The organism is Heliomarina baculiformis, assembly GCF_019966545.1.
Lineage (GTDB): Bacteria > Pseudomonadota > Alphaproteobacteria > Rhodobacterales > Rhodobacteraceae > Heliomarina > Heliomarina baculiformis.
Genome location: NZ_JAIMIC010000009.1, coordinates 113,968 through 137,092, shown reverse-complemented (window position 1 = coordinate 137,092; position 23,125 = coordinate 113,968). Strand labels below are relative to the sequence as shown.

The 23,125-nt window shown below is 61.5% G+C and carries 25 protein-coding genes; 12 read left to right on the top strand and 13 right to left on the bottom strand.

Annotated features, from left to right (window positions below):
* The first annotated feature begins 104 nt into the window (after positions 1 to 104).
* From MF268_RS20110 to MF268_RS20075, 8 genes are read left to right on the top strand one after another with little or no spacing between them, the layout of a single operon-like run.
* Positions 105 to 1,286 carry an ABC transporter substrate-binding protein gene (locus tag MF268_RS20110; protein ID WP_238372655.1) on the top strand — a complete coding sequence of 394 codons (1,182 nt, stop codon included), beginning with the start codon at positions 105 to 107 and terminating at the stop codon, positions 1,284 to 1,286.
* Positions 1,287 to 1,298: 12 nt separating this feature from the next.
* Complete coding sequence (locus MF268_RS20105; protein ID WP_238372654.1) at positions 1,299 to 2,273, top strand: YVTN family beta-propeller repeat protein; 975 nt, start codon at positions 1,299 to 1,301, stop codon at positions 2,271 to 2,273.
* Between the two features lie 17 nt (positions 2,274 to 2,290).
* Positions 2,291 to 3,259 (top strand): ABC transporter substrate-binding protein, encoded by a 969-nt coding sequence (locus tag MF268_RS20100; protein WP_238372664.1) that lies wholly within the window; start codon positions 2,291 to 2,293, stop codon positions 3,257 to 3,259.
* A gap of 10 nt (positions 3,260 to 3,269) precedes the next feature.
* A complete protein-coding gene (locus MF268_RS20095; RefSeq protein WP_238372653.1) occupies positions 3,270 to 4,019 on the top strand; it encodes an ABC transporter permease in 750 nt (249 codons plus the stop codon).
* Positions 4,016 to 4,630: an ATP-binding cassette domain-containing protein gene (locus tag MF268_RS20090; protein ID WP_238372652.1), complete on the top strand. Its 615-nt coding sequence runs from the start codon at positions 4,016 to 4,018 to the stop codon at positions 4,628 to 4,630. Before MF268_RS20095 ends, MF268_RS20090 begins: the two co-directional genes overlap by 4 nt.
* Complete coding sequence (locus MF268_RS20085; protein WP_238372651.1) at positions 4,627 to 5,055, top strand: hypothetical protein; 429 nt, start codon at positions 4,627 to 4,629, stop codon at positions 5,053 to 5,055. Before MF268_RS20090 ends, MF268_RS20085 begins: the two co-directional genes overlap by 4 nt.
* Positions 5,056 to 5,061: 6 nt before the next feature.
* Positions 5,062 to 5,787, top strand: coding sequence for an ABC transporter ATP-binding protein (locus MF268_RS20080; protein WP_238372650.1), 726 nt, complete (start codon positions 5,062 to 5,064; stop codon positions 5,785 to 5,787).
* Positions 5,784 to 6,581, top strand: coding sequence for an ABC transporter permease (locus MF268_RS20075; protein WP_238372649.1), 798 nt, complete (start codon positions 5,784 to 5,786; stop codon positions 6,579 to 6,581). The genes MF268_RS20080 and MF268_RS20075 overlap by 4 nt, the downstream gene beginning before the upstream one ends.
* A gap of 88 nt (positions 6,582 to 6,669) precedes the next feature.
* Here the strand turns inward: MF268_RS20075 and MF268_RS20070 are convergent, their stop codons facing one another.
* The 10 genes from MF268_RS20070 to MF268_RS20025 form a co-directional block, all read right to left on the bottom strand.
* Positions 6,670 to 7,596: an AEC family transporter gene (locus MF268_RS20070; RefSeq protein WP_238372648.1), complete on the bottom strand. Its 927-nt coding sequence runs from the start codon at positions 7,594 to 7,596 to the stop codon at positions 6,670 to 6,672.
* A 7-nt stretch (positions 7,597 to 7,603) separates the two neighbouring features.
* Positions 7,604 to 8,578, bottom strand: coding sequence for an acrylyl-CoA reductase family protein (locus MF268_RS20065; RefSeq protein WP_238372647.1), 975 nt, complete (start codon positions 8,576 to 8,578; stop codon positions 7,604 to 7,606).
* Positions 8,575 to 9,750, bottom strand: coding sequence for an acyl-CoA dehydrogenase family protein (locus MF268_RS20060; protein ID WP_238372646.1), 1,176 nt, complete (start codon positions 9,748 to 9,750; stop codon positions 8,575 to 8,577). The genes MF268_RS20065 and MF268_RS20060 overlap by 4 nt, the downstream gene beginning before the upstream one ends.
* A 6-nt stretch (positions 9,751 to 9,756) precedes the next feature.
* The gene (locus tag MF268_RS20055; RefSeq protein WP_238372645.1) at positions 9,757 to 10,563 is read right to left on the bottom strand and encodes an oxepin-CoA hydrolase, alternative type; all 807 of its coding nucleotides are present in this window, start codon (positions 10,561 to 10,563) and stop codon (positions 9,757 to 9,759) included.
* Complete coding sequence (locus tag MF268_RS20050) at positions 10,560 to 11,603, bottom strand: acyl-CoA dehydrogenase family protein (RefSeq protein WP_238372644.1); 1,044 nt, start codon at positions 11,601 to 11,603, stop codon at positions 10,560 to 10,562. The genes MF268_RS20055 and MF268_RS20050 overlap by 4 nt, the downstream gene beginning before the upstream one ends.
* Before the next feature lie 11 nt (positions 11,604 to 11,614).
* Positions 11,615 to 12,787: an acyl-CoA dehydrogenase family protein gene (locus MF268_RS20045; protein WP_238372643.1), complete on the bottom strand. Its 1,173-nt coding sequence runs from the start codon at positions 12,785 to 12,787 to the stop codon at positions 11,615 to 11,617.
* Between the two features lie 74 nt (positions 12,788 to 12,861).
* A complete protein-coding gene (locus MF268_RS20040; protein ID WP_238372642.1) occupies positions 12,862 to 13,680 on the bottom strand; it encodes a TAXI family TRAP transporter solute-binding subunit in 819 nt (272 codons plus the stop codon).
* 23 nt (positions 13,681 to 13,703) lie between these two features.
* Positions 13,704 to 13,895, bottom strand: a complete 192-nt coding sequence (locus tag MF268_RS20035; protein ID WP_238372641.1) for a hypothetical protein — start codon at positions 13,893 to 13,895, stop codon at positions 13,704 to 13,706.
* Entirely contained in the window at positions 13,892 to 15,826 is a 1,935-nt protein-coding gene (locus tag MF268_RS20030) for a TRAP transporter permease (RefSeq protein ID WP_238372640.1), read from the bottom strand. Before MF268_RS20030 ends, MF268_RS20035 begins: the two co-directional genes overlap by 4 nt.
* On the bottom strand, positions 15,823 to 17,094 hold the full coding sequence (locus MF268_RS20025; protein ID WP_238372639.1) for an acyl-CoA dehydrogenase family protein: 1,272 nt from the start codon (positions 17,092 to 17,094) through the stop codon (positions 15,823 to 15,825). The genes MF268_RS20030 and MF268_RS20025 overlap by 4 nt, the downstream gene beginning before the upstream one ends.
* 97 nt (positions 17,095 to 17,191) lie before the next feature.
* Between MF268_RS20025 and MF268_RS20020 the strand changes: the two genes are divergently transcribed.
* Positions 17,192 to 18,418 (top strand): CaiB/BaiF CoA transferase family protein, encoded by a 1,227-nt coding sequence (locus tag MF268_RS20020; protein WP_238372638.1) that lies wholly within the window; start codon positions 17,192 to 17,194, stop codon positions 18,416 to 18,418.
* Complete coding sequence (locus tag MF268_RS20015) at positions 18,415 to 19,263, top strand: IclR family transcriptional regulator (protein ID WP_238372637.1); 849 nt, start codon at positions 18,415 to 18,417, stop codon at positions 19,261 to 19,263. The genes MF268_RS20020 and MF268_RS20015 overlap by 4 nt, the downstream gene beginning before the upstream one ends.
* A gap of 60 nt (positions 19,264 to 19,323) precedes the next feature.
* Here the strand turns inward: MF268_RS20015 and MF268_RS20010 are convergent, their stop codons facing one another.
* Positions 19,324 to 19,938, bottom strand: a complete 615-nt coding sequence (locus MF268_RS20010) for a pyridoxamine 5'-phosphate oxidase family protein (protein ID WP_238372636.1) — start codon at positions 19,936 to 19,938, stop codon at positions 19,324 to 19,326.
* Positions 19,939 to 20,265: 327 nt separating this feature from the next.
* On the opposite strand from MF268_RS20010, the gene MF268_RS20005 reads away from it, so the two are divergent.
* Positions 20,266 to 20,448: a hypothetical protein gene (locus MF268_RS20005; protein ID WP_238372635.1), complete on the top strand. Its 183-nt coding sequence runs from the start codon at positions 20,266 to 20,268 to the stop codon at positions 20,446 to 20,448.
* Between the two features lie 483 nt (positions 20,449 to 20,931).
* On the opposite strand, the gene MF268_RS20000 is transcribed toward MF268_RS20005, so the two are convergent.
* Entirely contained in the window at positions 20,932 to 21,606 is a 675-nt protein-coding gene (locus tag MF268_RS20000; RefSeq protein ID WP_238372634.1) for a glutathione S-transferase family protein, read from the bottom strand.
* Complete coding sequence (locus tag MF268_RS19995; RefSeq protein ID WP_238372633.1) at positions 21,603 to 22,328, bottom strand: DUF1428 domain-containing protein; 726 nt, start codon at positions 22,326 to 22,328, stop codon at positions 21,603 to 21,605. Before MF268_RS19995 ends, MF268_RS20000 begins: the two co-directional genes overlap by 4 nt.
* Before the next feature lie 122 nt (positions 22,329 to 22,450).
* Here MF268_RS19995 and MF268_RS19990 point away from each other — a divergent pair, with 122 nt between their 5' ends.
* Positions 22,451 to 23,095: a winged helix-turn-helix transcriptional regulator gene (locus MF268_RS19990; RefSeq protein ID WP_238372632.1), complete on the top strand. Its 645-nt coding sequence runs from the start codon at positions 22,451 to 22,453 to the stop codon at positions 23,093 to 23,095.
* The last annotated feature ends 30 nt before the right edge of the window (positions 23,096 to 23,125 follow it).

The following is a 23,125-nucleotide window of genomic DNA, read 5'->3' as shown; positions in this document are numbered from 1 at the left end:
CGCGCAATGCGCCAAAAGTATTGGTTGGGTTTGACCCCGTATCTGGCACTATCAAAGCGGGCAGGATGGCTGCGAAAGGGCGGCCAACCCTGTGGGAGGAGATGATGCGACACGTTCTGCCAGTGCTGCTTGTTGGCATCTGCGCTGCTTTCGCGAGTATTGCGCAGGCGGTCGAGATCCGCGCGACCGTGTTCCGCATCGACTATCCGCAGCTTGCGCCGATTTCCCGCTATGATCTGAACCCCGAGGATCTCGGTTTCGCCGGGGCCCAGCTTGCCAATGAAGACAACCAGACCACTGGCAATTTCATGGGCCAGACATGGACGCTCGACACCGTTGCAACCACGCCCGAAGAGTCCGACGGCGCGTTTGACTCGCTGATGGCAGAGGGCGCGAGTATCATCATCATGATGGCCCGCGCCGAGGATCTGATCCGCCTCGCCGACCGCGCCGGCGACGGCGCGCTATTGATCAACGCCCTTGCCCGCGACACCGCGCTACGCGACGGCGAGTGTCGCGCCAACCTGCTGCATGTCGCCCCCTCGGATGCGATGATGGCGGATGCCATCGCGCAATTCGCCATGTGGAAGAAATGGCCGCGCTGGTTTCTGATCCATGGCTCCAACCCCGCCGACACCGCGCTGGCCGAGGAATACCGCCGCGCGGCAAAGAAGTTCGGCGCCAGAATCGTGGAACAGCGCGAATACGAAGACACTGGCGGGTCGCGCCGTACGGATACCGGACATGTCCTTGTCCAGCGCCAGATCCCGGTCTTCACGCAGGACGCGCGCGACCATGACCTCGTGATCGCCGCCGATGCCTCGGATGTTTTCGCGCCTTACCTGCCCTTCAACCTGTGGACACCGCGCCCGGTGATGGGCTCTTCCGGCCTGCGCCCCGTCACATTCCACGCCGCGCATGAGGCATGGGGCGCCACCCAGTTCCAGCGCCGGTTTGAGGAACTGACCAACCGCCGCGTTCGGGAAGAGGACTACCAGGCATGGCTTGCCCTGCGCGTCATTGGCGAGGCCGTCACGCGCACCGGCGAGGCAGCACCGGGCGCTTTACGGGACTACGCCCTTTCGGATGCCTTTGAGCTGGCCGCCTTCAAGGGGCAGAAGGTTACCTTCCGCCAATGGAATGGCCAGATGCGCCAGCCGATCCTGCTCTATGACGACCGTATCACCATGAGTGTCTCGCCGCAGGAAGGCTACCTGCACCAGCGCTCCCCGCTGGATTCCCTAGGCCTCGACATGCCCGAATCCGCCTGCACCGCCTTTGACTGAAGGAACCCTTAGATGAAGCGCCTGATCGCGACCTGCCTGACATTCTCCTGCCTTGCCACCGCTGCGTTCGCCAACAAGGTCTACGTCAGCAATGAAAAGGGCAATACGGTCACGGTGCTCGACAGCGACAACTGGGAGGTCCTCACCGAATTCCCCGCTGGCAACCGCCCGCGCGGCATTACCATCAGTCCGGATGGAAAGCTGCTCTATGTCTGCGCCTCTGATGATGACACGGTGCGGGTCTTCGATGCCGAAAGCTACGAGGAACTCTACACGCTGCCCTCCGGCCCCGATCCGGAATTGTTCGTGCTGCACCCTTCGGGCAATCCGCTTTATGTCGCCAATGAGGACGACAACCTCGTGACAGTGATCGACACCGAAAGCCACACCGTAAGGGCCGGTATCCCCGTCGGCGTCGAACCCGAAGGCATGGCGATCAGCCCCGATGCGAAATTCGTCATCAACACCTCCGAGACGACGAACATGGCGCATTTCATCGACACATCGGATTACAAGATCAAGCATAACATCCTTGTCGACCAGCGCCCGCGCTACGCGCAGTACAGCCATGATGGCAAGATACTTTATGTCTCGGCCGAGATCGGCGGCACTGTTTCGATCATCGACATCGCCGAGGACGGCACCCCCACGCTTAGCGACAAGATCAGTTTTGAAGTGCCGGGCGTGCAGCCGGAATGGCTGCAACCGGTTGGAGTGCGCACCACCTCGGACGGCAAGTGGATCTTTGTCGCGCTTGGCCCCTCCAACCGGGTCGCGGTGATCGACGGGCAAAGCCACGAGGTCGTGAAATATATCATGACCGGCCAGCGGGTTTGGCAGCTCGCCTTCACCCCGGACGAGAAGTTTCTGATCACCACGAATGGCAATTCCAACGACGTGACGATCATCGACGTAGAGGCGCAAAAGGCGATCAAGTCGGTTCAGGTCGGTCAGCAGCCCTGGGGCGTCGTGGTCGCGCCGGACTAGGCCCGGGTCGCGCAATGATGACTTACCTGAGAAATCTCCTGTTTGCTGCCGCGCTTGTCTTGGGGCAGGGGGCTTATGCGCAGGACCTGCCGCAGATCCGCGCCGCTACGCTGAAAATCGGCACGGTCAACTGGGAGCTTTCGACGATCAAGGCCGAAAGTTTCGACCGCGCCAACGGCTTTGAACTGGTCATGCAGCCCTATGCGGACAATGGCGCAACCCGCGTCGCTTTCGAAGGGGGCAGGGCGGATCTGATCGTCGCTGACTGGATCTGGACCGCCCGGCAACGCGCCGCCGGGCGCGATTACGTGTTCCTTCCCTATTCCAAGGCCGTGGGCGGTCTGGTCGTGCCCGCCGACAGCACGGCCCAGTCCCTTGCCGACCTCGCAGGTGGCAAGATTGGCATCGCGGGCGGGCCGCTGGATAAAAGTTGGCTGATTCTGCGCGCCTATGCAGCCTCTGAATACGGTCTCGATCTGACCGAGCAGACCGAACAGGTCTATGCCGCGCCGCCCTTGATCTACAAGACCGGGCTTGGCGGCGAAACCCAAGGCTCGGTGAACTACTGGCACTACCTATCGCGGATGAAGGCGGAAGGCATGCGCGAGCTGATCTCGGTCAGTGACGCTGCGCAGTCGCTGGGCCTCAACCCGGACACACCCCTGCTGGGCTACGTGCTTCGGGAGAGCTTTGTCGCCCAAAACCCCGGTATCCTTGAGGCGCTGCACGATGCCTCGCGCGCGGCCAAGGATCTGCTGGCGTCGGATGACGCGGTCTGGGATGATCTCCGTCCGGTGATGCGCGTCGACTCGGACGCCGAGTTCATCGCCACGCGCGACGATTTCCGCGCGGGGATCCCGCCGGACAAACCCGTCGACCGCGAAGACGCGGACCGTTTCCTGCAACTGATGGCCCGTCTGGGCGGCGAAAAGCTTGTCGGCAAGGCCACAAGCCTGCCTGACGGGCTTTTCGTGCAGGTTGATTAGGCCGTGGTGGATGACAGACAGATCCGCCATCACGGCTCTTTCCCTGCTTGGCCTCCTGATCTTCTGGAGCCTTGCCGCATGGATCACCGGCGATCCGCAGATCCTGCCTTCGCCGGTTTCGCTGGTCGCCCCGTTGCTGGCCGAGATCCGCTCGGGCGAGCTGCCCTATCACCTCGGCCATACCCTGCTGCGGGTGATCTGGGCCTTTCTGCTCGCCATGACCCTTGGCACGATCCTCGGGCTGGCGATGGGACGGAACGAGCGTCTGAACCGCTGGCTCGACCCCTGGCTGGTGGTCTTCCTGAACCTGCCCGCGCTGGTGCTGATTGTGCTCTGCTATCTCTGGATCGGGCTGAACGAAACTGCCGCCATCGCCGCCGTCACGCTGAACAAGATACCCAATGTCGCCACCGTCATCCGAGAAGGGGCGCGGTCGATGGACCGCGAGCTCGACGCGATGGCCCGCATCTATCGGCTGCCGTTCCGCACCCGTCTGCGCCACATCCAGCTGCCGCAGCTTGCGCCCTTTATCGCCGCATCGGCCCGCTCCGGCGTCGCCGTCATCTGGAAGATCGTTCTCGTTGTCGAATTCCTCGGTCGATCCAACGGGATCGGCTTCCAGATCCACCTTTATTTCCAGCTCTTCGACGTGGGCATGGTGCTGATCTACGCGCTATCCTTCATCGCCGTGATGCTGGTCATCGAATGGGGCATTCTGCAACCGTGGGAGCGTCGTGTAACGCGGTGGCGGGCCGCATGATCAGGGTCGACGTAACAGGTAAATCCTTTGGCGGCAGCCCGGTGCTCGGTCCCTGCCGGTTTGACATAGCCAGCGGCGAATGCCTCGCGCTGACAGGCCCGTCAGGCATTGGCAAAACCACGCTTTTGCGGATCGTCGCGGGCATAGACGACAGCTTTTCTGGCCAGGTTGAACGCCCCGACAATATCGCGATGGTTTTTCAGGAACCGACCCTGCTGCTCTGGCGCAGCGTGATCGAAAACCTTACCCTTATCCATCCGGATCTTTCCAGATCCGAAGCGCTCGATATGCTCGCCCGCGTCGGCATCGCCGACAAGGCCGAGCTTTTTCCGACCCAGCTTTCGCTTGGTCAGCAGCGCCGCCTGACCCTCGCCCGCGCCTTTGCAGGGCGACCCGAATTCCTCATCATGGATGAACCTCTGGTCTCGCTCGACCATGACACCGCGCAGTCCATGCTCCGCCTGATCGAAGAGCTGATCGCCGCCACCGAACCGGCGGTTCTTTTCGTCACCCACACGCTCAGCGATGCCGAACGGCTGGCCACGCGTATTCTCGAACTCCGGGGATCCCCGGCCACACCATCGGAACTTTCAAGAAAGGACATATTATGAAACGCACCATTCTCGCTGCGGCCATCGCTTGTCTCGCCATCCCCGCCACCGCCCATGAATTCGGGTTCGCCGGTATCCTCTCGAACGATAATATGGAGGACATGCCCGACATCACCCTCGGCCTTGGCAAGCCGCTGGCCGATGGCCCCATCACGCTCAAATCAGGCACCGGCTACGAGCTTGAGATCACCTCGGACGGCAGCGGCGAACTTGCCCTTGAAGGACCGGGGTTTTTCCGCGCAATCTGGATCAACGAGATCGTAATCAATGATCTCGAAGTCCGCCCCTTTGGCCTCGAAAGCGTGGAATTCGACGATGAAGGCACAATGGAAATCGAATTTATCGCGATCAAGCCGGGCCGCTATTTCCTGCGGATTCCCGGCTCGACCGGTGAAACCCAGCGGGTCGAGATCACCATCCAGTAACCCGACATGAGCGCGCTCGACATTGCCCAAGTCAGCTATAGCTATGGCGAGCGCCGCGCGCTTGACGATGTAAGCTTTGCGTTGGCGCCGGGCCGGTTCTCGGCGCTGCTGGGGCCAAACGGGGCCGGGAAGTCGACGCTGTTTTCCCTGCTCACCCGGCTGACCGTGACGGGGCAGGGGCGAATCCGCATTGCGGGACATGACATCGCCACCGACCCCCGCGCCGCGCTCTCAAAAATCGGAGTCGTGTTCCAGCAGCCGACCCTTGATCTCGATATGACCGTTGCCCGCAACATGACCTATTTCGCCGCGTTGCACGGGCTTTCCGGTCGGCTGGCGCAGGCGCGGATCGACGCGGCGCTCGATCGGCTCGACATGCGCGAACGGTCCCGTGAAAAGGTGCGCGCGCTGAATGGCGGCCACCGGCGTCGGATGGAGATCGCGCGCGCCCTTGTCCATAACCCCGAGGTGCTGCTGCTTGACGAACCCACGGTCGGGCTGGACACCGCCAGCCGCCGCGCAATCACCGATCATGTTCATGAACTGGCGGGCGGGGGGCTTACCGTGTTCTGGGCGACGCATCTGGTGGATGAAATCGCGCCGCAGGATGACGTGGTGATCCTGCACCGGGGCCGCGTGCTCGCCCATGACCGCGCCGAAACCATCGCCGCCGGAAAGCCGCTTACGGATGTCTTCATGGCGATGACCGGTGCAGAAAAGACCCCGGTATGAACCCCTACCTCACGTCGCTGATCGCCATCGTTACGCGGGAATCCCTGCGCTTCATCAACCAGCGCAGCCGGTTCCTGTCGGCGCTGGTGCGACCGCTGGTCTGGCTGGTGGTCTTTGCTGCCGGGTTCCGCGCGGCGCTTGGCCTGTCGATCATCCCGCCTTACGAAACCTACATCACCTATGAGGTCTATATCGTGCCCGGGCTCTGCGGCATGATCCAGCTTTTCAACGGGATGCAGTCCTCGCTCTCGCTGGTCTACGATCAGGAGATGGGGTCGATGCGGCTCTTGCTGACCTCGCCGTTGCCGCGCTGGTGGCTGCTCTTCTGCAAGCTTGTCGCCGGGGTCGCGGTCTCGATCCTCCAAGTCTATGTCTTTCTCGCCATCGCCGCCGCGATGGGGATCACCATGCCGCCCGCCGGGTATCTTCTGGCGCTGCCCGCGCTGGTGCTCAGCGGGCTGATGCTCGGCGCACTCGGGTTGCTTTTGTCCTCGACCATCAAGCAGCTCGAAAACTTTGCCGGGGTGATGAATTTCGTCATCTTCCCGATGTTCTTCCTGTCGACCGCGCTCTATCCACTGTGGAAAATGGCCGAAAGCTCTCAGCTGCTGCGCGACATCTGCGCCTTCAACCCGTTTACCCACGCGGTCGAACTGATCCGTTTCGCGCTTTACCAGAGCTTCAACGGCTGGGCGCTGTTATGGGTGGTGCTGTGCCTTGTCCTGTTCTTTGGCCTGTCCTTGGTCGGGTACACGCCCACGCCGGGCACCGGCAGAGGCAAAGGGCGTAGCTGAGAAAACAGCCTTAGAGACATAATGAAGATTATGTTAATCGAAGGCCGCGTAGCAAGAGTTTCACATTGAACCGCGTCAAACCGCAAACTCAGCCCAGCCACAGTGCCGCCAGTGCAAGAGTCAGTGGCAAGGTCACAAAGGCAAGGCCGGTCTGAAAGGTGACGATTGCGTTCATCAACTCTGTGTCGCCCCCTGTTTCTCCGGCCAGCGCGGTGGAGGAAGGGGCCGTCGGCACCGCCGCGAAGATCAGCAGGATCAGAATTGTCGGCGTGTCCAGTCCGGTCGGGATCAGCAGGACGAAAGCCGAAAACAGCACGAACCGGCCTGCCGTCGACAGGGCCAGCGGCGCCAGTTGTGCCCGCAGCCCCTTTAGTCGCAAACCGGCCCCAACGCAGAGCAGCATCAGCGGCAAGGCCACCGCGCCCAGCATCGCGGTGCCGTCATGCAGCACAGGAATCCGTTCGGCGACCAAGGCGTTCACCGCCAGCCCGGCGCAGATCGACAGGATCAGCGGATTACAGACAATATCTTTCAGAACCTGACGCCCCGCCAGCCCGCCGTTAGCGCCTGTACCCAGCAGTTTCAGCACTGGCACGATGACAAGGTTCGTGACCAGCGCAAGCACGGCGGCCGCCAGCGCGCCCAGGGACAGCCCTTCGGACCCGTAAAGCGTCTCGGCCACGGCCAGTGCCATAAAGGAATTATGCCGGACCGCGCCCTGCAGCACGGAACCCCGCTGTGCACCGCTCATGCCCGCGAGCCCGCTCACCAGCAGGATGACGAAACCCACGAGGAAAAACGCGCCGCCCAGCCCCAGTATGAACGGCGCCATCAGATCGATATCCACCTCGGCGGTAGAAAGCTTGTAAAACAGCAGCGACGGGATCAGCACCCAATAACCCAGCCGCGACGCCTGCGGCCAGAACGCATCTCCCGGCAGCCCAAGCCGACGCAGGACATTGCCCAGCACGACGATCATGAAAATCGGCGCAATTGTCAGGGCCAGGTTCTGCATGGAGTATTTAACCGCCGCAGAATGCGACGACGGCGCGCCCGCGTGTGCGCCCGGCAATCATCTCCGCCATCGTCTCGTCGATGTCTTCCGGTTCGATGACCCGTGCAATTGCCGATATCCGGGGCGGGCGCAGATCCGATCCCAGTCGCTCCCATATACGCCGACGCAGCGCGGGCGGCGAATTGCCATTGATGCCGGTCAGGGTGATGCCGCGTAAAATGAAGGGAATGACAGAGGTCGGCAGATGGTTGCCCCCGGCGTTTCCGATCGCGGCAATCGCCGCTTCGGCTTTGGCGCTGCGCAGCAACCAGGCGAGCAAATCGCCGCCAACCGTATCGACGGCCCCAGCCCAGATCGCTTTGTCCAGCATCCGGTCGCTCGCTTCCGGCGGCGCGATGACTTCCTTGGCCCCCAGCGTGTTCAACAGCTCTCCAGCATCGGTTTTGGAGGTGACAGCAACAACCTCGTAGCCCAGCCGCGCCAGCATCGCGACCGCCTGACTGCCCACGCCGCCGGTGGCGCCGGTCACGGCAACCGGGCCATTGTCAGGCTCTACACCAAGGCTTTCCAGCCGATCCACTGCCAGCGCTGCGGAATAGCCCGCAACGCCAATCGTCGCGGCCTCCAGCAGGCTCAGACCTTTCGGCAAGGGCACCAGCCATTCGGCATCCGCACGCAGGTAATCGGCCAGCCCGCCATCACGCCCCACGCCCATTCCCATGCCATGCGCAATCACCGCCTGACCGGGTTCAAGGGCCGGGTCAGTGCTTTCGACAACATGGCCGACCGCTTCGATCCCGCAGTTCAGCGGCAGCGACTTGGCAATCGGGGCCTTGCCCCGCCCGGCCAGAGCGTCCTTGTAGTTGATGCCCGAATAAAGCACGCGCACCAGCGTATCGCCCTCGCTCAGAGCACCAAGCTCCATGCGCACAAGGCTGCCCCGGCTCATCTTACCCTCGGCCTCGAGCCGGTAGGAAATCATGCCCCGGCCCCCGCCGCGTTGCGCCGCCGCTGCATCTGCTTCACGATGTTAAGCTGGTGGATCTGGCTGGTGCCCTCGTACAGCCGGAACAGGCGCACGTCGCGATAATACCGCTCGATCGAACTGTGATCCGCGACAAAGCCCGCGCCGCCAAAGACCTGAACGCAGCGATCCGCCACCCGTCCACACATTTCCGAGGCAAAGTACTTGCAGATAGACGCCTCAAGCGCGATGTCGCCGCCGTCGTCCCGACTACGGGCGGTGGCGAGGATAAGCTGCTTTGCCGCCTCGATCTCGGTCCGGCAATCGGCCAGAAGCGCCGAGACAAGCTGAAAATCGACGACCTTCTTGCCGAACTGTTCGCGCGTCGTGGCGTGATCCATTGCCATGTCGAGCATGCGGATTGCCGGGCCGGTGCAGAGCGCGGCAAGATGGATGCGCTGCTTGTTCAGCACTTTCATCGCGGTCTTGAACCCGACACCTTCCACCCCGCCGATCAGATTCGCAGACGGCACCACGCAGTCGTCAAAATGAACCTCGCCCACGGGTGAGCCCGCCTGCCCCATCATCTTGTAAGGCGCCGAGGTCGACAGACCCGGCATCCCGCGCTCGACGATGAAAGCTGAAATACCCCGCGCGCCCGTGCTGTCCGGGTCGGTCCGCGCAAAGACGGTGAAGAGGTCGGCAATCGGCGCATTCGTGATGTACCGCTTCATTCCGTTCAGCACATAGGTATCACCCTCGCGCCGCGCCGTGGTTTCGATGTTGCTCGCCTCTGATCCCGCATTCGGTTCGGTCAGTGCAAGACAGCCGGTCGCCTCACCCCGCGCCATCAGCGGCAGGTACTTGCTCTTCTGTTCTTCGGTGCCATCCGCGACCAAAGCTTCCGAGCCGATGCCGGTATTCGTCCCGACCCGCGCCCGATAGGCCACCGCGCATTGCGACAGCTCCATCGCGCCCATCACAAGCTCTTCGGTGGTCAGGCCAAGCCCGCCGTATTGCTCGGGGATGGACCAGCCAAAGAACCCGCGCGCCGCCATATCGGCGACGATATCCTCGGGCACCTCGTCAAGTTCGGCCACGCGGTTTTCGTTCGGATGTGCCACTTCGCGCACCCATGAATGCACCTCGGACAGCAGGCTTTCCAGCTTCTCGGGATTTCTGATCGCCATGTCCGCTCACTCCTTCCCGACGAAATCGGGTTCGCGCTTTTCGATGAAGGCGGCAAGCCCCTCGGCAGCCTCTGCCCCGAACCGCGCCGTGTTGATGCCCTGCGCCTCAAGCACCAGTTGCGTCGCGAGGTCATTGTGCGGGGCCGCCGCGATTTCCGACTTGATGATCCCCATTGCGCCAACCGCCCCGGCGGCAAGTTTCGACGCCATCTTCTTGGCTGACTCAAGCACCTCGCCCGCTGGCACCACGGCATTCACCAGCCCCAGCGCATAAAGCCGTTCGGACTCCACCGGGTTGCCGGTCAGGCACATCTCGCTCACGATCTGGCGCGGCAGGCCCTCGCTCAGGAAATGCGTGACGCCCCCATCCGGGGCCAGCCCGACCTTCACATAGGCCACGACGAACTTTGCCCCTTCGGCGGCCACGATCATGTCGCAGGCCAGAGCGAGCGACAGCCCCGCCCCCGCCGCGCCGCCCTCGACCGCGGCAATCACCGGCGTCGGGCAATTGCGAATGGCAAGGATCATCGAATTCAGACCGTCGGTATTGCCGCTGACCTGCGCCATCGTGCTCTTGGCGCTTTCCTTGAGGTTGTTAATATTGCCGCCCGAGCTGAAGAACCCGTGCAATCCCGTAAGCACGATGGCCCGCACCGCACTGTCGTGACCCGCTGTGATAATCTCGTTCTGGATCGCCTTGTAGACCGGCGGGCTGATCGAGTTGCGGCTGTTCGGCGCGTCCAGCGAAAGGACCAGTACGGGCCCGTCTCGTTCTACGCGCAGTTCAGTGGCCGGGGCGGTTTGGGTATTCATGCGACTTTCTCCTTTTCCGGGGCCTCTTGCAGGCCCGCGCGTGTTTCTTCCGCGATCAGTTTTGCGAGGCGCGCGCCATGTGCATCGGCGCTGCCGTTCAGCATGTCGGCCACCAGCACCCGTTTGACGAAACGCCCCAGCGGGTATTCCTCGGTCATTCCGATCCCGCCGTGCAGCTGGATCGCCGAAGCGGCGGCACGGCGTATCCGCCCGCCAAGAAAGCGTTTGAGCGATGACACCGCCCGCATCCGCAGGGCAATATCCGTCCCTTCACAGGTCTGCGCCGCGAAATGCGTGAGCGAGAGGAAATGCTCGGCATCGTGATAGATATCCGCCATTGCGTGTTGCAGCGCCTGAAAGCTGCCGATCGGGCGACCGAACTGCTTGCGTTGCTTCAGGTAATCCTGGGTCATCTCGCGCAGGGCCAGCAGTGCGCCAAGCGCGTCCGCGGCAAAAGTAACGGCAGCCACATCGCGCAGCCATTCGGCCAGCCCCGGTACGACCCCGCCAACTGCACCATCGGCGATTATGACCGAGACAAGCTCAATGTCTGCCGCGCCGCGCCCGTCGACCAGACGGTACGTATCGCGTTTGACCTCAGCCATTGGCACCACGGCCAGACGATCATCGGCAAGACAGATGAGCAGGACATCCGCCGTGTCCGCACCGGGAACGACCCGAAGCGTGCCGCTTAGCGCGTCGTCTTTCAACGCAAGGTTCTTACCATCGGCAAGACACACCGTTCCTTCCGGCATCTCTGGCGCGGCAGACCCGGCGCGGGACAGGGCAAGTCCGGGCAGCACCCCTGCCCCGATTACTGGTTCGGGCGCCGCTGCCCTGCCGCATTCGATCAGGGAATGAATCATGTCGGAAACACCCGCCCCGAAACCGCGCGGTTCGGGAAACGTGGCCTCGGTCAGGCCTAGCTCCGTCAGCGCGGCCCAGTTGTCTCCCGATGTCGACGGATAGCCCGCATCCGAAAAGACGCGTGCGAAGCTGTCCGCGATCATGCGTTGTTCGTTATTTGCAGTGAAATTCATGACCGCCCCCCTCAGAACCCAAGAACCTGCTTGGCGACGATGTTCTTCATCACCTCGCTCGATCCGCCGAAAATCGTGAAGGCCCGGGAAAACAGCCAGCCGTGAGTTCCATAACCATCCTTGGCGCCTCCCTCGCGCAGCACCTGCCACGGCGCGGCCTCTGTCCCTGCCGCTTCCATCGCAAGCTCCTGTATCCGCTGTTGAATCTCGGACCCGCGCAGCTTGAGAAAGGACGACAGTGCGCCCACGTCACCCCCCGGCGCGACGCTTGACAGCATCCGCAGGTTGGTCACCTCCTGCGCAAGGAAATCCGCCTCAAGATCGGCCAGCTTGGCTCCGAAAACCGGATCGTCGATCAGGGCAACCCCATCGCGAGACCGTTCCGCGGCCAGCCGTTTCAGCAAGGCAAGCTCTGCCTTGCTCTGCCCGACATTGGCGATGCTGACCCGTTCATTGCCAAGCAGGTACTTGGCATAGGTCCAGCCCTTGTTTTCTTCACCAACCAGCAGGTCCGCAGGGACGCGCACATCTTCGAGGAAGACTTCGTTCACATGGTGATCGCCGTCGATGGTGCGGATCGGACGTACCGTAACGCCCGGACTGTCCAGCGGGATCAACAACATCGAAATGCCCGACTGGGGCCGGTCTGCGGCGGGGTCTGTCCGCACCAGCGTGAACATCCAGTTCGCGTGTTGCGCCGTGGTGGTCCAGGTCTTCTGACCGTTTACCACATAGGTATCGCCCTCCCGCACCCCGCGGGTTTTGAGCGAGGCAAGGTCCGATCCGGCACCCGGCTCGGAAAACCCCTGACACCAGTAATCCTCGCCGCTCAGAATACGCGGCAGAAAGCGCGCCTTCTGTTCCTCGGACCCGAACCGGATCAGAACTGGCCCGATCATCTTGAGCCCGAAGGGCCGCAGGCGCGGCGCACCTGCCTGCATCGCCTCGCTGTCGAAAATATACTGCTGCATCGGAGTCCAGCCGGTGCCGCCATGCTCGACCGGCCAGTTCGGCGCGACCCAGCCCTTGCGCCCCAGTATCCGGTGCCATTCGATCATCTGTTCCCAGCTGTGACGCCGGTACTCAAAGAACGTGGCCGAGATGTCCTTTGGCAGGTCCGACTTGAGAAAACGTCGAACCTCGTCGCGAAACGCAAGGTCCGCGTCGGTGTAGAAAAGCTCCATGTCCTGTCTTTCGGCTGCGGGGGAGTTTGATTTGGTCCGCGGCAGAACGCCCGCCGCGGACCCGTTCCGTCTGATCAGTCGGCGGCTTCCGGCGGGATCAGCGCCTCGGGAACCTCGACGCCGATTTCCTTGTAGTACTTGTAAGCCCCGATATGCAGCGGCGCGTTCATCTGGTTCAGCGCGTTTTCCGGGGTAATCGCTTCCATCCACTTGGCGGCCGCGACCAGATCATCGTGATGGTCGAAAATCGCCTTGGTAATGTTATAGATCTGCTCCTCGTCAGCCCATTTGTTGGTGCCAAGCCCGACGATGGAACTCACCATGCGCACCGGCTCTTCATTGACCTGACCGCCGTAGGTGCCCGGCTGAAGCATATCAAAGGTCCGACCGGGCACGGCGCCCGCGGCTTGGATGCTCGGATCGTCGATCTTGTCGTCCGGAATGCCCAGCACGCGGAACTCGCCAAGGGCCGACAGCTGTTGCAGCTCGGAACTCGGAATCGGTGTCGGGACAAAATAGGCGTCAAGCTGGCGATCCTGGAATGCCTGCTCGGCCGAGGCCCAGTCGAGGTTTACCGGTTCGAAATCCGTGTTGGCCTCGTAGCCCGTGACACCCTTGATCACCTGTTCGATCACGGTGCGACCGGCGCTCGAGGGCGGCCCGATATAGACCTTCTTGCCCTTCAGGTCTTCCATGGTCTCAATGCCGGAGTCAGCCCAGGTGATGCCGTGATAAGCCCCCAGCGGATAATTCACGATGCTGCGGATATTGCCGAAAAGCTCTTTCGAATTCGGCAGTTGTTCGTACATCCGCGTGCCATCGCGCAGATAGCCGTTGATCGACACCGCGGTCATGAACAGATCAAGCTGCTGGTTCGCCGCGTCAACGATCATCCGGGTGCCGACAGCGCCGGTGGTCAGCTGTGTGCTGTAGCCATAGTCCTTCTTGATGATCGGGAGACGGCGATCGAGAACACGGTCGTCGGCGACGCCTGCCCCAGTGACGCCATCCGGAAATTCTGGGCGCTGGCGGTAACGGTGCCCGCGATCAACGCGGTCCCGGTTGCCAGCACCAGCGCGCCGGTCTTGAGTTTGTTGAAAATCATCATAGTCCTCCCTTGGTTTCTGAAACTTGTTTCCCCATCGCCTGATCCGCATGTCCGCCCCCGAACCTCCCGGGCAGGACAAGCAGGCCAATACTGGCAACGATCAATACGTATTGCAGTGCCGGTTCCTGAATGATCAGGCCGATGGCCATGAGGATACGAACGACGCGCATGGCCGGTCCGATCCGTTCTCCGGCATAGCCGACGATGCCGGTGTTCAGCATCCATATCGCCAGACCCAGCGCTACGCAGACCCTCGCGAAATTCACCGGGTCGAAATCGACGACCAGCAGCAGCGATGGCTCATAGACAAAGATGAACGGGATGATGAAACCGGTAACCGCAAGCCGCAGCGCGACAAAGGCCGTCACCATCGGGCTGGCCTGAGCGATGGGCGCGGCGGCAAAGGCACCGATAGCAACCGGCGGCGTAATCGCCGACAGCACGCCAAAGTAGAAGACGAACATGTGGACCGCGATCATATCGGCACCCAGCTTGGTCATCACCGGACCCAGCACCAGAACAATAATCAGGTAAGCGGGCAGCGTCGGCATCCCCATGCCCAGCACGAGGCAGGCAAATGCCGTAACCAGCAGCGAACCGAACAGCCATGTGTCACTGATCGACGAGATCAGCGAGGCGAATGTCAGCCCCAGACCGGTCAGGTTCAGCACACCAAGGATGACCCCGATGCATCCGACAGCCACAAGGATCGAGGCACAGGCCTTACCCCCCTGCACCAGCGCATTGAGAAAGATTTTCGGGTTCTCCCGGTTCTGCTTGCGGAACAGGCCCAGCACGACGGTCGAAACGACGGCGGCAAAACCCGCAAGTGCTGGCGAACGTCCCGCAACCAGCACCGCCACGATGGCGAGGATCGGCAGGATGAACTGCAGCGACAGGATATAGTCCTGACGCGAAAGCTTGACTCGCTCGGCCTCGGGGATCGGTTCGATCCCAAGCGCCCGCGCCTGAACTGAAATCGCGGCGAAGAGCGACCCGTAATAGAAAATCGCGGGCACCAGCGCGGCCAGCGCGATGGTGGTGTAAAGCTCGCCGGTCAGGTCCGCCATGAGAAAGGCCGCGGCCCCCATCACCGGCGGCACGATCTGCCCGCCGGTCGAGGCAGCCGCTTCGATGCCGCCCGCCATCGCGGGCGAAAAACCGCGGCGCTTGATCATGGGAATGGTAAAGGTGCCCGAGCCGACGACATTGGCCGTCACGCTGCCCGACATCGACCCGAAGAGCGCGCTTGCCACAACTGCCGCATGGGCCGGTCCGCCGCGCGATTTGCCGGTCAGAGCGACCGAACAGCGGATCAGGGCATCCGATGCCCCGGTGCCTTCCAGCAGCAAGCCAAAGACGACGAAAACCATGACGACACGGATCACCACGCCGGTCGGCATGCCGAACACGCCCTGGAACCCGTACCAGACGTTCTGCATCGTCCGGTTCAGATCCACCCCCGCATGGTTGAAAATGCCGGGGAGGTAGCCGCCGAAAAGACAGTAAAGGATCATCAGCGTCGCGATGATGACGATGGGCAGACCGAACAAACGCCGCGTCGCTTCCAGCAGGGCAACGCATCCCGCCAGCGCCAGCCAGGTGTCATAGGTGGAAAAGATGTAAAAGGTCGCTTCCTGCAGGTGTTCGACCTGCGTAAAGCGCCAGCATGCCATGATCACGACGGCAACAAGCACGGTATCAAGGATCGCGCCCGCGATCCTGACCATCCGCGACGGTTCCGTATCGAGCCTGTATACGGGCCAGCTGATCAGCACGATCACCAGCGCCGCCCCCATCAGCATGTTGCGGCCAAAGGCCATGCTCCACGGCCCGGACCACGCAACCCAGATCGACTGCAGCGCCATGGCGGCGGCCAGTACGGCCACGATGGAAAGCCCGATAGTGCGAAGCGACATCTTTTCGATCATTCCGCGGCCCTCCGGACCGGCCGGGCCTGTTGAGGCACGGCCAGATAAGGGCTGTCCTCCATCGACCATTCCGGCTGCGGCTCACTGCGGAAAATCTGGCGCAGATGCACCTCGTCCGGTCCGTCGCCGATGCGGAACCAGCGCGCATAGGCAAAAGCGTGGTGGATCGGGAGATCGTCCAGCCCGCCCATCGCGCCAAAGATCTGCAGCGCGCGGTCCGCGACTTTCTGCAACATGTTCGGGACCGAGACCTTGATCATTGAAACCGGCCGCCAGCTCGCGCTGTTCCCGCCCTGATCGAGCAGCCATGCGCAGCGCTGCACCGCCAGCCTGTTCATGTCGATTTCAACCCGCGCCTCGCCGATCCAGCGCTGGATCGTGTCATAGTCGATCACGCTGCGGCCAAAGGCGGTCCGTTCGCGGGCCCGCACGATCATCAGTTCCACCAGCATCTCGGCCAGCCCGATGCAGCGCATCGCGTGGTGAATCCGTGCCGGTCCAAGCCGCACCTGCGCGCCCCTGAACCCCCTGCCCCGTTCTCCCAGCAGATTGCTGGCAGGCACGACCACGTCCTCCAGTTCGATCTGCGCAATCGGCGCGACATGGTCGGCCCAGCCCAGATAAGTCAGGTCGCGTGTGATGGTGACGCCCGGCGCATCGGTTGGCACGATCACCATGCTCTGGCGTTCGGTGCGCCCGGCCTCCGGGTCGCTTACGCCCATGACGATCAGAAAGGAACAATCCGGATGCGCGCCGCCCGTGGCAAACCACTTGCGCCCGTTGATCCGGATCTGGTCGCCCTCGAAACTGATCCGTGTCGCAATGTTCGAGGCGTCGGACGACGCCACATCAGGCTCGGTCATCGCGAAGGCCGACCGCGTCTCGCCTTCGAGAAGCGGGTTGAGCCAGCGCTCTTTCTGTTCCGGATCCGCCAGCGCCTGAAGCATCGCCATGTTCGGCACATCCGGCGCCTGGCAGTTGAACACCTGAGAGCCCCAGGGCAGTTTGCCCATGATCTCTGCCAGTGGTGCGAATTCAAGATTGCTCAGCCGTGTTCCCGGCTCGCTCTCGGCCAGTTCGGGCAGCGCGAGGTTCCAAAGTCCCTGCTCGCGTGCCTTGCCGCGCAGCGCGGGCAGAAAGCCCGCTTCTCGGCCTTCCCGCATGACCTGCTGAACCCAGTCGCGATGGCGCGGAAGGACATCGCTCGCAAAAAATCCCGCAACCGCATCGCGGAATTCCTCTGCCCTGCCAGTCGGCTCGAAATGCATGACACCCCTCCCCAAGGATCATTAATCGCACGTATTGACCTTGTTGTTTCAAATATCGTAACACTTGTCAAACACGTTTCACATAGGAGGAGTGTGAATGACCACCCCCAATACCGGCTCCGATACCGGCGCGGGCCCCCTTTCTGGGCTTAAAATCCTTGATATCGCAACGATCATTGCCGGCCCGATGGCGGGTTCCCTGCTCGCGGATTTCGGTGCCGAGGTCGTCAAACTCGAACTGCCGGGCGTTGGCGACGGGCTGCGGGGGTTCCCGCCGCTCAAGGACGGCAAGCCGCTGTGGTGGAAGGTCACGAATCGCGGCAAATACCACGGCACGCTGGATCTGCGTAAAGACGATGGCGCGAAACTCTTCCTTGATCTGGTTTCGCAGATGGATGTTCTGATCGAGAATTTCCGCCCGGGCACGCTCGACCGCTGGGGGCTTGATATCGAAACCCTGTGGAAAGCCAATCCCCGTCTCGTCGTCCTTAGGGTCAGCGGTTTCGGACAGGACGGTCCGATGGCGAACCAGCCTGGTTTCGCCCGTATCTTCGAGGCCATGGGCGGGCTGACCCATATCACCGGCGACCCGGATCGCCCGCCGGTCCACACTGGCTATCCTCTGGCCGATTCCATCGGCGGCCTGTTCGGTGCCTTTTCGATCTGTGCCGCCCTGCTCAAAGTCGTGCGGTCTGACCGGCAAGAAGGCGAAGAGATCGATCTTGCCATGACCGAAGCCGTTCTGCGCCTGCTGGAATCTCTGCCCATCGAATACGACCAGCTTGGCGATGTGCGTGAACGGGTGGGCAACAAGAACACCTATTCCGCCCCTTCCGATGTCTACATGACCTCGGACAAACGCTATGTCAGCCTTGCGGGTTCGACCAACCGCACCTTCCGCTATAACGCGGCCGCCATCGGCAAACCGGAATTGGTGGACGATCCGCGTTTTGCGTCGAACGTGGCGCGCGTGAAACACGTCGAAGAGCTCGACAAGATCTTTGGCGCATGGATCGCGGCGCATACGCTGGACGAGGTCATCGCCTCGTTTCGGGAACACAATGGCACCATCGCGCCGATCTACGGCATGGACCAGGTTTTCGACGATGCGCAGTACAAGGCACGCAATGCGATCGTCTCGGTCAGCGACGAAGATTTCGGGTCGGTCCGCATGCAGGGGCTTGTGCCCCGTTTCCGCAAGGCGCCCGGCAGGATACGCTGGGCCGCAAAGGGTCTGGGAGCGGATAACGATTACATATACAAGACACTTCTGAACCTGGACGACCAGGAGATCGAGACTTATCGGGAGCAGGGAATCCTTTGAGCGACGGCAAGACGATCCTGAACGAATGGGCCGATGCGGGCGAGTGCGAACTGCCCGGTGAAAACGCGACGGATCAGGCGCTTTCATCGACCCTGATGAAGGGGCTCGAGATCCTCGCGCTTTTCAATGATCAGGAAGATCGTTTTGCCAATTCAGAGATCGCGCGGCGCCTGGGCCTGAACCGGGCGACCGTGTCCCGTCTTTGTAAGACGTTGATGCACATGGGTTATCTACGGCGCGACACGAAGGGCAACTTTCGCCTCGCACCGCGTATCCTTGGCCTTTCCTACCCTGTTCTCGCGGCGACGCGCTGGCGTCACCAACTGGTGGGGCCGATGCGCGAGATTGCCGAGATGAGCACGGGCAATGTCACGCTTGCGGTGATGTCGGGCGATCAATTCGTTCAGGTGCAGACCATCGGCGACCCGATCAGCTTTCCTCACATCCCCGAACCCGGGATCACCGGGCCGCTGCACCGCTCGGCAAGCGGTCGGGCGCTGCTGTCGCTGCTCGAGGGGCAGGAACTTTACGACAAGCTGGCCGAGTTACGTCTGCGTTTCCCCGAGGAATTCGCAACCCATGCCGAGGATACTGCCGCCAGCATTGCGCGTTGCCGCGATGCCGGGTTCTGTTCATCCTACGGCGACTGGCGTCCGAATATCGTTGCCCTCTCGACACCACTTGGCGAAACCGAAGACGGCCTGCGTGTCGCGCTATCCTGCGGCCTGCCGCGTTTCCGGGCCCGCGAAGACGTGGTCGAAAACGACCTTGGCCCAAGATTGGCCGAAGCAGCCAAGTCCATCCGCATGATGGGCATCTTCAAACCGCCCTATTTCCTGAACTGACGCCCGGCATTTGCTGGCTGACAGTCTAACCCAAGCGATCTGCCGCTCCGACGGTGCCGCCTACCACAATTCCTTTCGATAGTTTTCTGCAAGGCTTTCGTCAATCTGCTCGGCCGCAACTGCATGCGCGATCTGGTCCCGCAATATTTCGCCAAGCGACGGCATGCTGCTACGCTCGGGCCAGGTTTCGGGCTTCCAGAGTTTTGAGCGGATATAGGCCTTGGCGCAGTGCATGTAGACTTCGTGAACAGTGATTACGATAACGCTCTTGGCCGGTTTGCCGTTCACCGCCAGCCGTCCGCAAAGGTCCGGATCGGCTGTGATTTTCGCCCTTCCGTTGATGCGCAGGGTTTCGTTCATGCCGGGGATCATAAAGATCAGGCCGACCGCCGGGTTGCGCAGGATGTTGTCCAGCGTATCAAGCCGCGCATTGCCCGGCCGGTCGGGCATGGCGATGGTGTGATCGTCAAGCGCCACCGTAAAGCCCGGTTGGTCGCCTCTTGGCGTCACATCGCCCATGCCATCCGGCGCCTGCGAGCCGATTACCGCGAAAGGTGACAGGGACAGGAACTTGCGCGCGTGTTCATCCAGCGAGGCCAATTGCTTGCGCAACGCCCCCTGCGACGCCTCGCCATAAATGGCGCGAAGCTCTTCGGCGGTTTCAATGAATTGCATGGCAGTCCCCTTTGGCGATTTGCCGCAAACCTGCGGATGGTTCGCCCCGGACGCAAGAGCAAAGACGCCGGTTGGCCATCTGCTACTGGCATGGAGGTGTGGCGAAATGAGGCGCCGTCCGGTTACGGGTTTTCGCATTCCGCCCTAGCAGTCAGGGTGGGTCAAAAACGCTATCTGTCTGAGGGCTCTGAATTCTCCCGCCGAAAGCGCCGGTTGTCGCCTAGGCCAGTACGCGATGCATGACTCGTACCCTTCGCTTCTGTATGATCGATCCACCCAAACTGGGGGAATCGTGGCCATTCACTTGTCCGACGATAGGAGGAAACCATGAATACAATGCAGATTAGCCAGCACGCAAACGCGCTTTACCGCGTCCACGGAGACCGGGCCGAAGCCGAAGCCGCGCAAATGGTGCGCCAGTGTCAGACCGAAGGTAAACAGGAACAGGCCGAGAACTGGCAGGCAATCCGGCAGGCAGTCCGCGCCAAACGCGGTCCGAACGTAAGCTGACCGTTCCGACAATAGAAAACATGTAGCCATGTTAAGGCGCGAAGCCGAAGGCCGAGCGGCCCTTCGCCGCTCTCTGCCTCTCGGCTTCGCGCGCAATCCATATGTGCATTCGGCGGTCGGCCCGGTTCGTCATACGGCTGATGTACAGATGTCATACGGTTTGTGTACGGATATCACCCCCCCCGTTTTTGGACACCTGCCGCTGCCGAGATGTGGCGAGCTAGCCTGCTGAAAATTGACTGGCTATACTTTGAAACCGGATTTTCAGACCGATGCTCCGGCTTTCCCAAACCGAAAAATGCACTCGCAGGACGTCTCTCGCCTTGCCCCACGGATAGACCGGCGGCGCGTGATGCACCGCCAAGAATTTGTTTCCGGCAAATACGCTCGCGCAAGAGCGCGCTTCGGTCTCGTATCAGGGAAATATGATGTTTCTGGCGATGGCCGGCGTCGATGTTTCCACGTTGTTAGCTTGCATCGTTGTCATGACGCCTCCTCCACCTCACGACGGGCATCTGCAGCTTTCCAATGTGCCATGTGATCTTTCATGGCTTTTCGAAATGCGGGGCGATCAGTGCCCCGTTGGACATAACCGGTAAGGTTGTCGTGCGAGCCCAGACCGTCTTCGGCATGAATGACCCGGAGGACGTCGACCATGGCAATATCCGCCACGCTGAAGTCTTCTGACAACCAGTTACGCTCTGCCATGATGCGATCAAGCGCCGACAGTCGCGTCTCGAGCAGCGCTCGCGCGTGATCGACCACGTCTGCCGCAGGCGGAGGTCCGAAAAGCTGCGGTATCTTTAGAGCGAGTTTCATGTTCAGCCAAGGAGCGCTTGCGACCTCGACCGTGTTCAGCGCGGCAAACAACCACTGCGTGATTTCCGCCTCCCTTCCATTAGGAATAAGGTCGCTTCCCGCGCCCAGGTGCAGCAATATCGCGCCGCTTTCGAACAGGGTGAGCTCCTGATCCTTTATGATCGGAACCTGCCCAAAGGGTTGCATCCGGAGATGCCCGTCGCTTTTGGGACTGGCCGGAAGGGGCTTTACCACATACGAGCGGCCGAGCTCCTCGATAACCCATCTCACCCGCATGTCCCGCACGAAACCGCGCGGGAATTCCGGCAGCCAGTCATAAGTATAAAGTGTCAATGTCATGCCGCTTTACCCGAGTCGAAGAGCGGGTCGAACCCGGCCCAGATCACGCGTTTCCCGTCGAATGGCATCGCCGACATGTCCATGTCGCTCATCTCGGCCTGCATCTCTTTGGCAGCCTTGTCGCAGGTGGCGCGGTCCGGCCAGATCGTCCAGCTGAAAACGGGAACCTCGTTATCTTCTGCTTTTGTCGCGATGTAGAAATCGGTGACCTTGCCGTGGGGAACATCCTCGCCCCAGCCTTCGATCATGCCCAAGGCACCTTTTTTCTTGAACATGTCCCAGCCTTCGTCGGCCATTTTAACGTAAGGCTCTTTGTTGCCCTTGGGGACGGCCAGCAGGAAACCCTGATAATATCCGGCATCGGTACCATTGCCGCCTTCGTAGATCGGCGCGAAGCCGCCGTAGATCATGCGGCTGCCGTCAAATGGCATATCAGCCAGCGTGGCCATCTGGGGATCGGACGGCATTTTCTCCCAGGCTGCGTCTGCCGTCACCTTGTCGGGCCACTGGATCCAGGAAAACACGATTGCTTCTTCGGGCTTTGCCTGCACGGCCCCAAAGAAATCTGTGACTTTACCTTTGGGAACATCCGCGCCCCACGTCTCGACCATCCGGATTGCGCCATAGCCTTTGAAAATGGGCCAAGAGGCAGCGGCGTGCTTTACGTAGGCGTCTTTATTCCCGTTGGGTACTGCGGCGACCATGCCAGTAAAGTAAGTCATTTTCGAAACTCCCGTCGAAAGACAGCAGAGCGAATCTCGCTTGCACATGTAGCGTGCCAAGGTTAGTATTAAAAAGCAACTGTTGGTATTTTTTAATGACTGAACCGGCAAAAAACCGGAATATGCGATATGATGAGGGCTGTCTTGCCGCGCATGCACTGAATCTGATCGGGGATCGATGGGCACTGCTTGTGGTACGTGAGCTGATGTTTGCTCCAAAGCGGTTCCAGATGATCCGGGCCGGGATGCCCGGCATTACGGCAAGCGTTCTTACCGGGCGACTGGCGCAGCTGGCCGAGGTTGGGGTCATCAACCACGACGAACGGCTTGGCTTCTATACCCTGACCGACCAGGGGCGCGGGTTATTGCCCGTGCTCGAAGCGCTTTGCCGTTGGGCGTTGATCGTCCCCGGGCATGATCCAAAGCGTTTCATCAGCCCCTCTGCGCTGGTGATTTCAATGGGTGTCAATCTGGTCGCTGATCTTGCGAGCGGTGATGAAATAACCGCAGGGCTGGATTTTGGCAGCGAAGCCTTTGAATTGCACTTGGCCAACGGCAGCTTGCATAGCAGATCGGTCAGCGCCGCTGATGCCAGCTTTGTTCTGCGCGGTAATGGCAACCAGCTTGCCGCTGCCGCCTATGGTAAGCTGCCGCTGGACGAGTTGATCGCGAACGGGACGGTCAGCGCAGAAGGCGATCTGGACGCGGCCCGCAAATTTCTGGCCTTGTTTCGCCTTGCGCCACAAAGTCAGCCCGCGGTGGCCTAGAAGGATCCGCCCGCTGCCGGGTTTCTTATA

What these genes read in the sequence shown, in the direction of transcription:
- MF268_RS20040 (WP_238372642.1), bottom strand. Translation starts at nt 13,680, where the DNA reads ATGATCGTTGACGCGGCGAACCAGCAGCTTGATCTGTTCATGACCGCG.
- MF268_RS20035 (WP_238372641.1), bottom strand. Translation starts at nt 13,895, where the DNA reads ATGATGATTTTCAACAAACTCAAGACCGGCGCGCTGGTGCTGGCAACC.
- MF268_RS20100 (WP_238372664.1), top strand. Translation starts at nt 2,291, where the DNA reads ATGACTTACCTGAGAAATCTCCTGTTTGCTGCCGCGCTTGTCTTGGGG.
- MF268_RS20090 (WP_238372652.1), top strand. Translation starts at nt 4,016, where the DNA reads ATGATCAGGGTCGACGTAACAGGTAAATCCTTTGGCGGCAGCCCGGTG.
- MF268_RS20085 (WP_238372651.1), top strand. Translation starts at nt 4,627, where the DNA reads ATGAAACGCACCATTCTCGCTGCGGCCATCGCTTGTCTCGCCATCCCC.
- MF268_RS20000 (WP_238372634.1), bottom strand. Translation starts at nt 21,606, where the DNA reads ATGACATTGACACTTTATACTTATGACTGGCTGCCGGAATTCCCGCGC.
- MF268_RS20010 (WP_238372636.1), bottom strand. Translation starts at nt 19,938, where the DNA reads ATGCAATTCATTGAAACCGCCGAAGAGCTTCGCGCCATTTATGGCGAG.
- MF268_RS19995 (WP_238372633.1), bottom strand. Translation starts at nt 22,328, where the DNA reads ATGACTTACTTTACTGGCATGGTCGCCGCAGTACCCAACGGGAATAAA.
- MF268_RS20050 (WP_238372644.1), bottom strand. Translation starts at nt 11,603, where the DNA reads ATGAATTTCACTGCAAATAACGAACAACGCATGATCGCGGACAGCTTC.
- MF268_RS20080 (WP_238372650.1), top strand. Translation starts at nt 5,062, where the DNA reads ATGAGCGCGCTCGACATTGCCCAAGTCAGCTATAGCTATGGCGAGCGC.
- MF268_RS20065 (WP_238372647.1), bottom strand. Translation starts at nt 8,578, where the DNA reads ATGATTTCCTACCGGCTCGAGGCCGAGGGTAAGATGAGCCGGGGCAGC.
- MF268_RS20105 (WP_238372654.1), top strand. Translation starts at nt 1,299, where the DNA reads ATGAAGCGCCTGATCGCGACCTGCCTGACATTCTCCTGCCTTGCCACC.
- MF268_RS20020 (WP_238372638.1), top strand. Translation starts at nt 17,192, where the DNA reads ATGACCACCCCCAATACCGGCTCCGATACCGGCGCGGGCCCCCTTTCT.
- MF268_RS20070 (WP_238372648.1), bottom strand. Translation starts at nt 7,596, where the DNA reads ATGCAGAACCTGGCCCTGACAATTGCGCCGATTTTCATGATCGTCGTG.
- MF268_RS19990 (WP_238372632.1), top strand. Translation starts at nt 22,451, where the DNA reads ATGCGATATGATGAGGGCTGTCTTGCCGCGCATGCACTGAATCTGATC.
- MF268_RS20110 (WP_238372655.1), top strand. Translation starts at nt 105, where the DNA reads ATGCGACACGTTCTGCCAGTGCTGCTTGTTGGCATCTGCGCTGCTTTC.
- MF268_RS20045 (WP_238372643.1), bottom strand. Translation starts at nt 12,787, where the DNA reads ATGGAGCTTTTCTACACCGACGCGGACCTTGCGTTTCGCGACGAGGTT.
- MF268_RS20075 (WP_238372649.1), top strand. Translation starts at nt 5,784, where the DNA reads ATGAACCCCTACCTCACGTCGCTGATCGCCATCGTTACGCGGGAATCC.
- MF268_RS20095 (WP_238372653.1), top strand. Translation starts at nt 3,270, where the DNA reads ATGACAGACAGATCCGCCATCACGGCTCTTTCCCTGCTTGGCCTCCTG.
- MF268_RS20060 (WP_238372646.1), bottom strand. Translation starts at nt 9,750, where the DNA reads ATGGCGATCAGAAATCCCGAGAAGCTGGAAAGCCTGCTGTCCGAGGTG.
- MF268_RS20005 (WP_238372635.1), top strand. Translation starts at nt 20,266, where the DNA reads ATGAATACAATGCAGATTAGCCAGCACGCAAACGCGCTTTACCGCGTC.
- MF268_RS20055 (WP_238372645.1), bottom strand. Translation starts at nt 10,563, where the DNA reads ATGAATACCCAAACCGCCCCGGCCACTGAACTGCGCGTAGAACGAGAC.
- MF268_RS20030 (WP_238372640.1), bottom strand. Translation starts at nt 15,826, where the DNA reads ATGATCGAAAAGATGTCGCTTCGCACTATCGGGCTTTCCATCGTGGCC.
- MF268_RS20025 (WP_238372639.1), bottom strand. Translation starts at nt 17,094, where the DNA reads ATGCATTTCGAGCCGACTGGCAGGGCAGAGGAATTCCGCGATGCGGTT.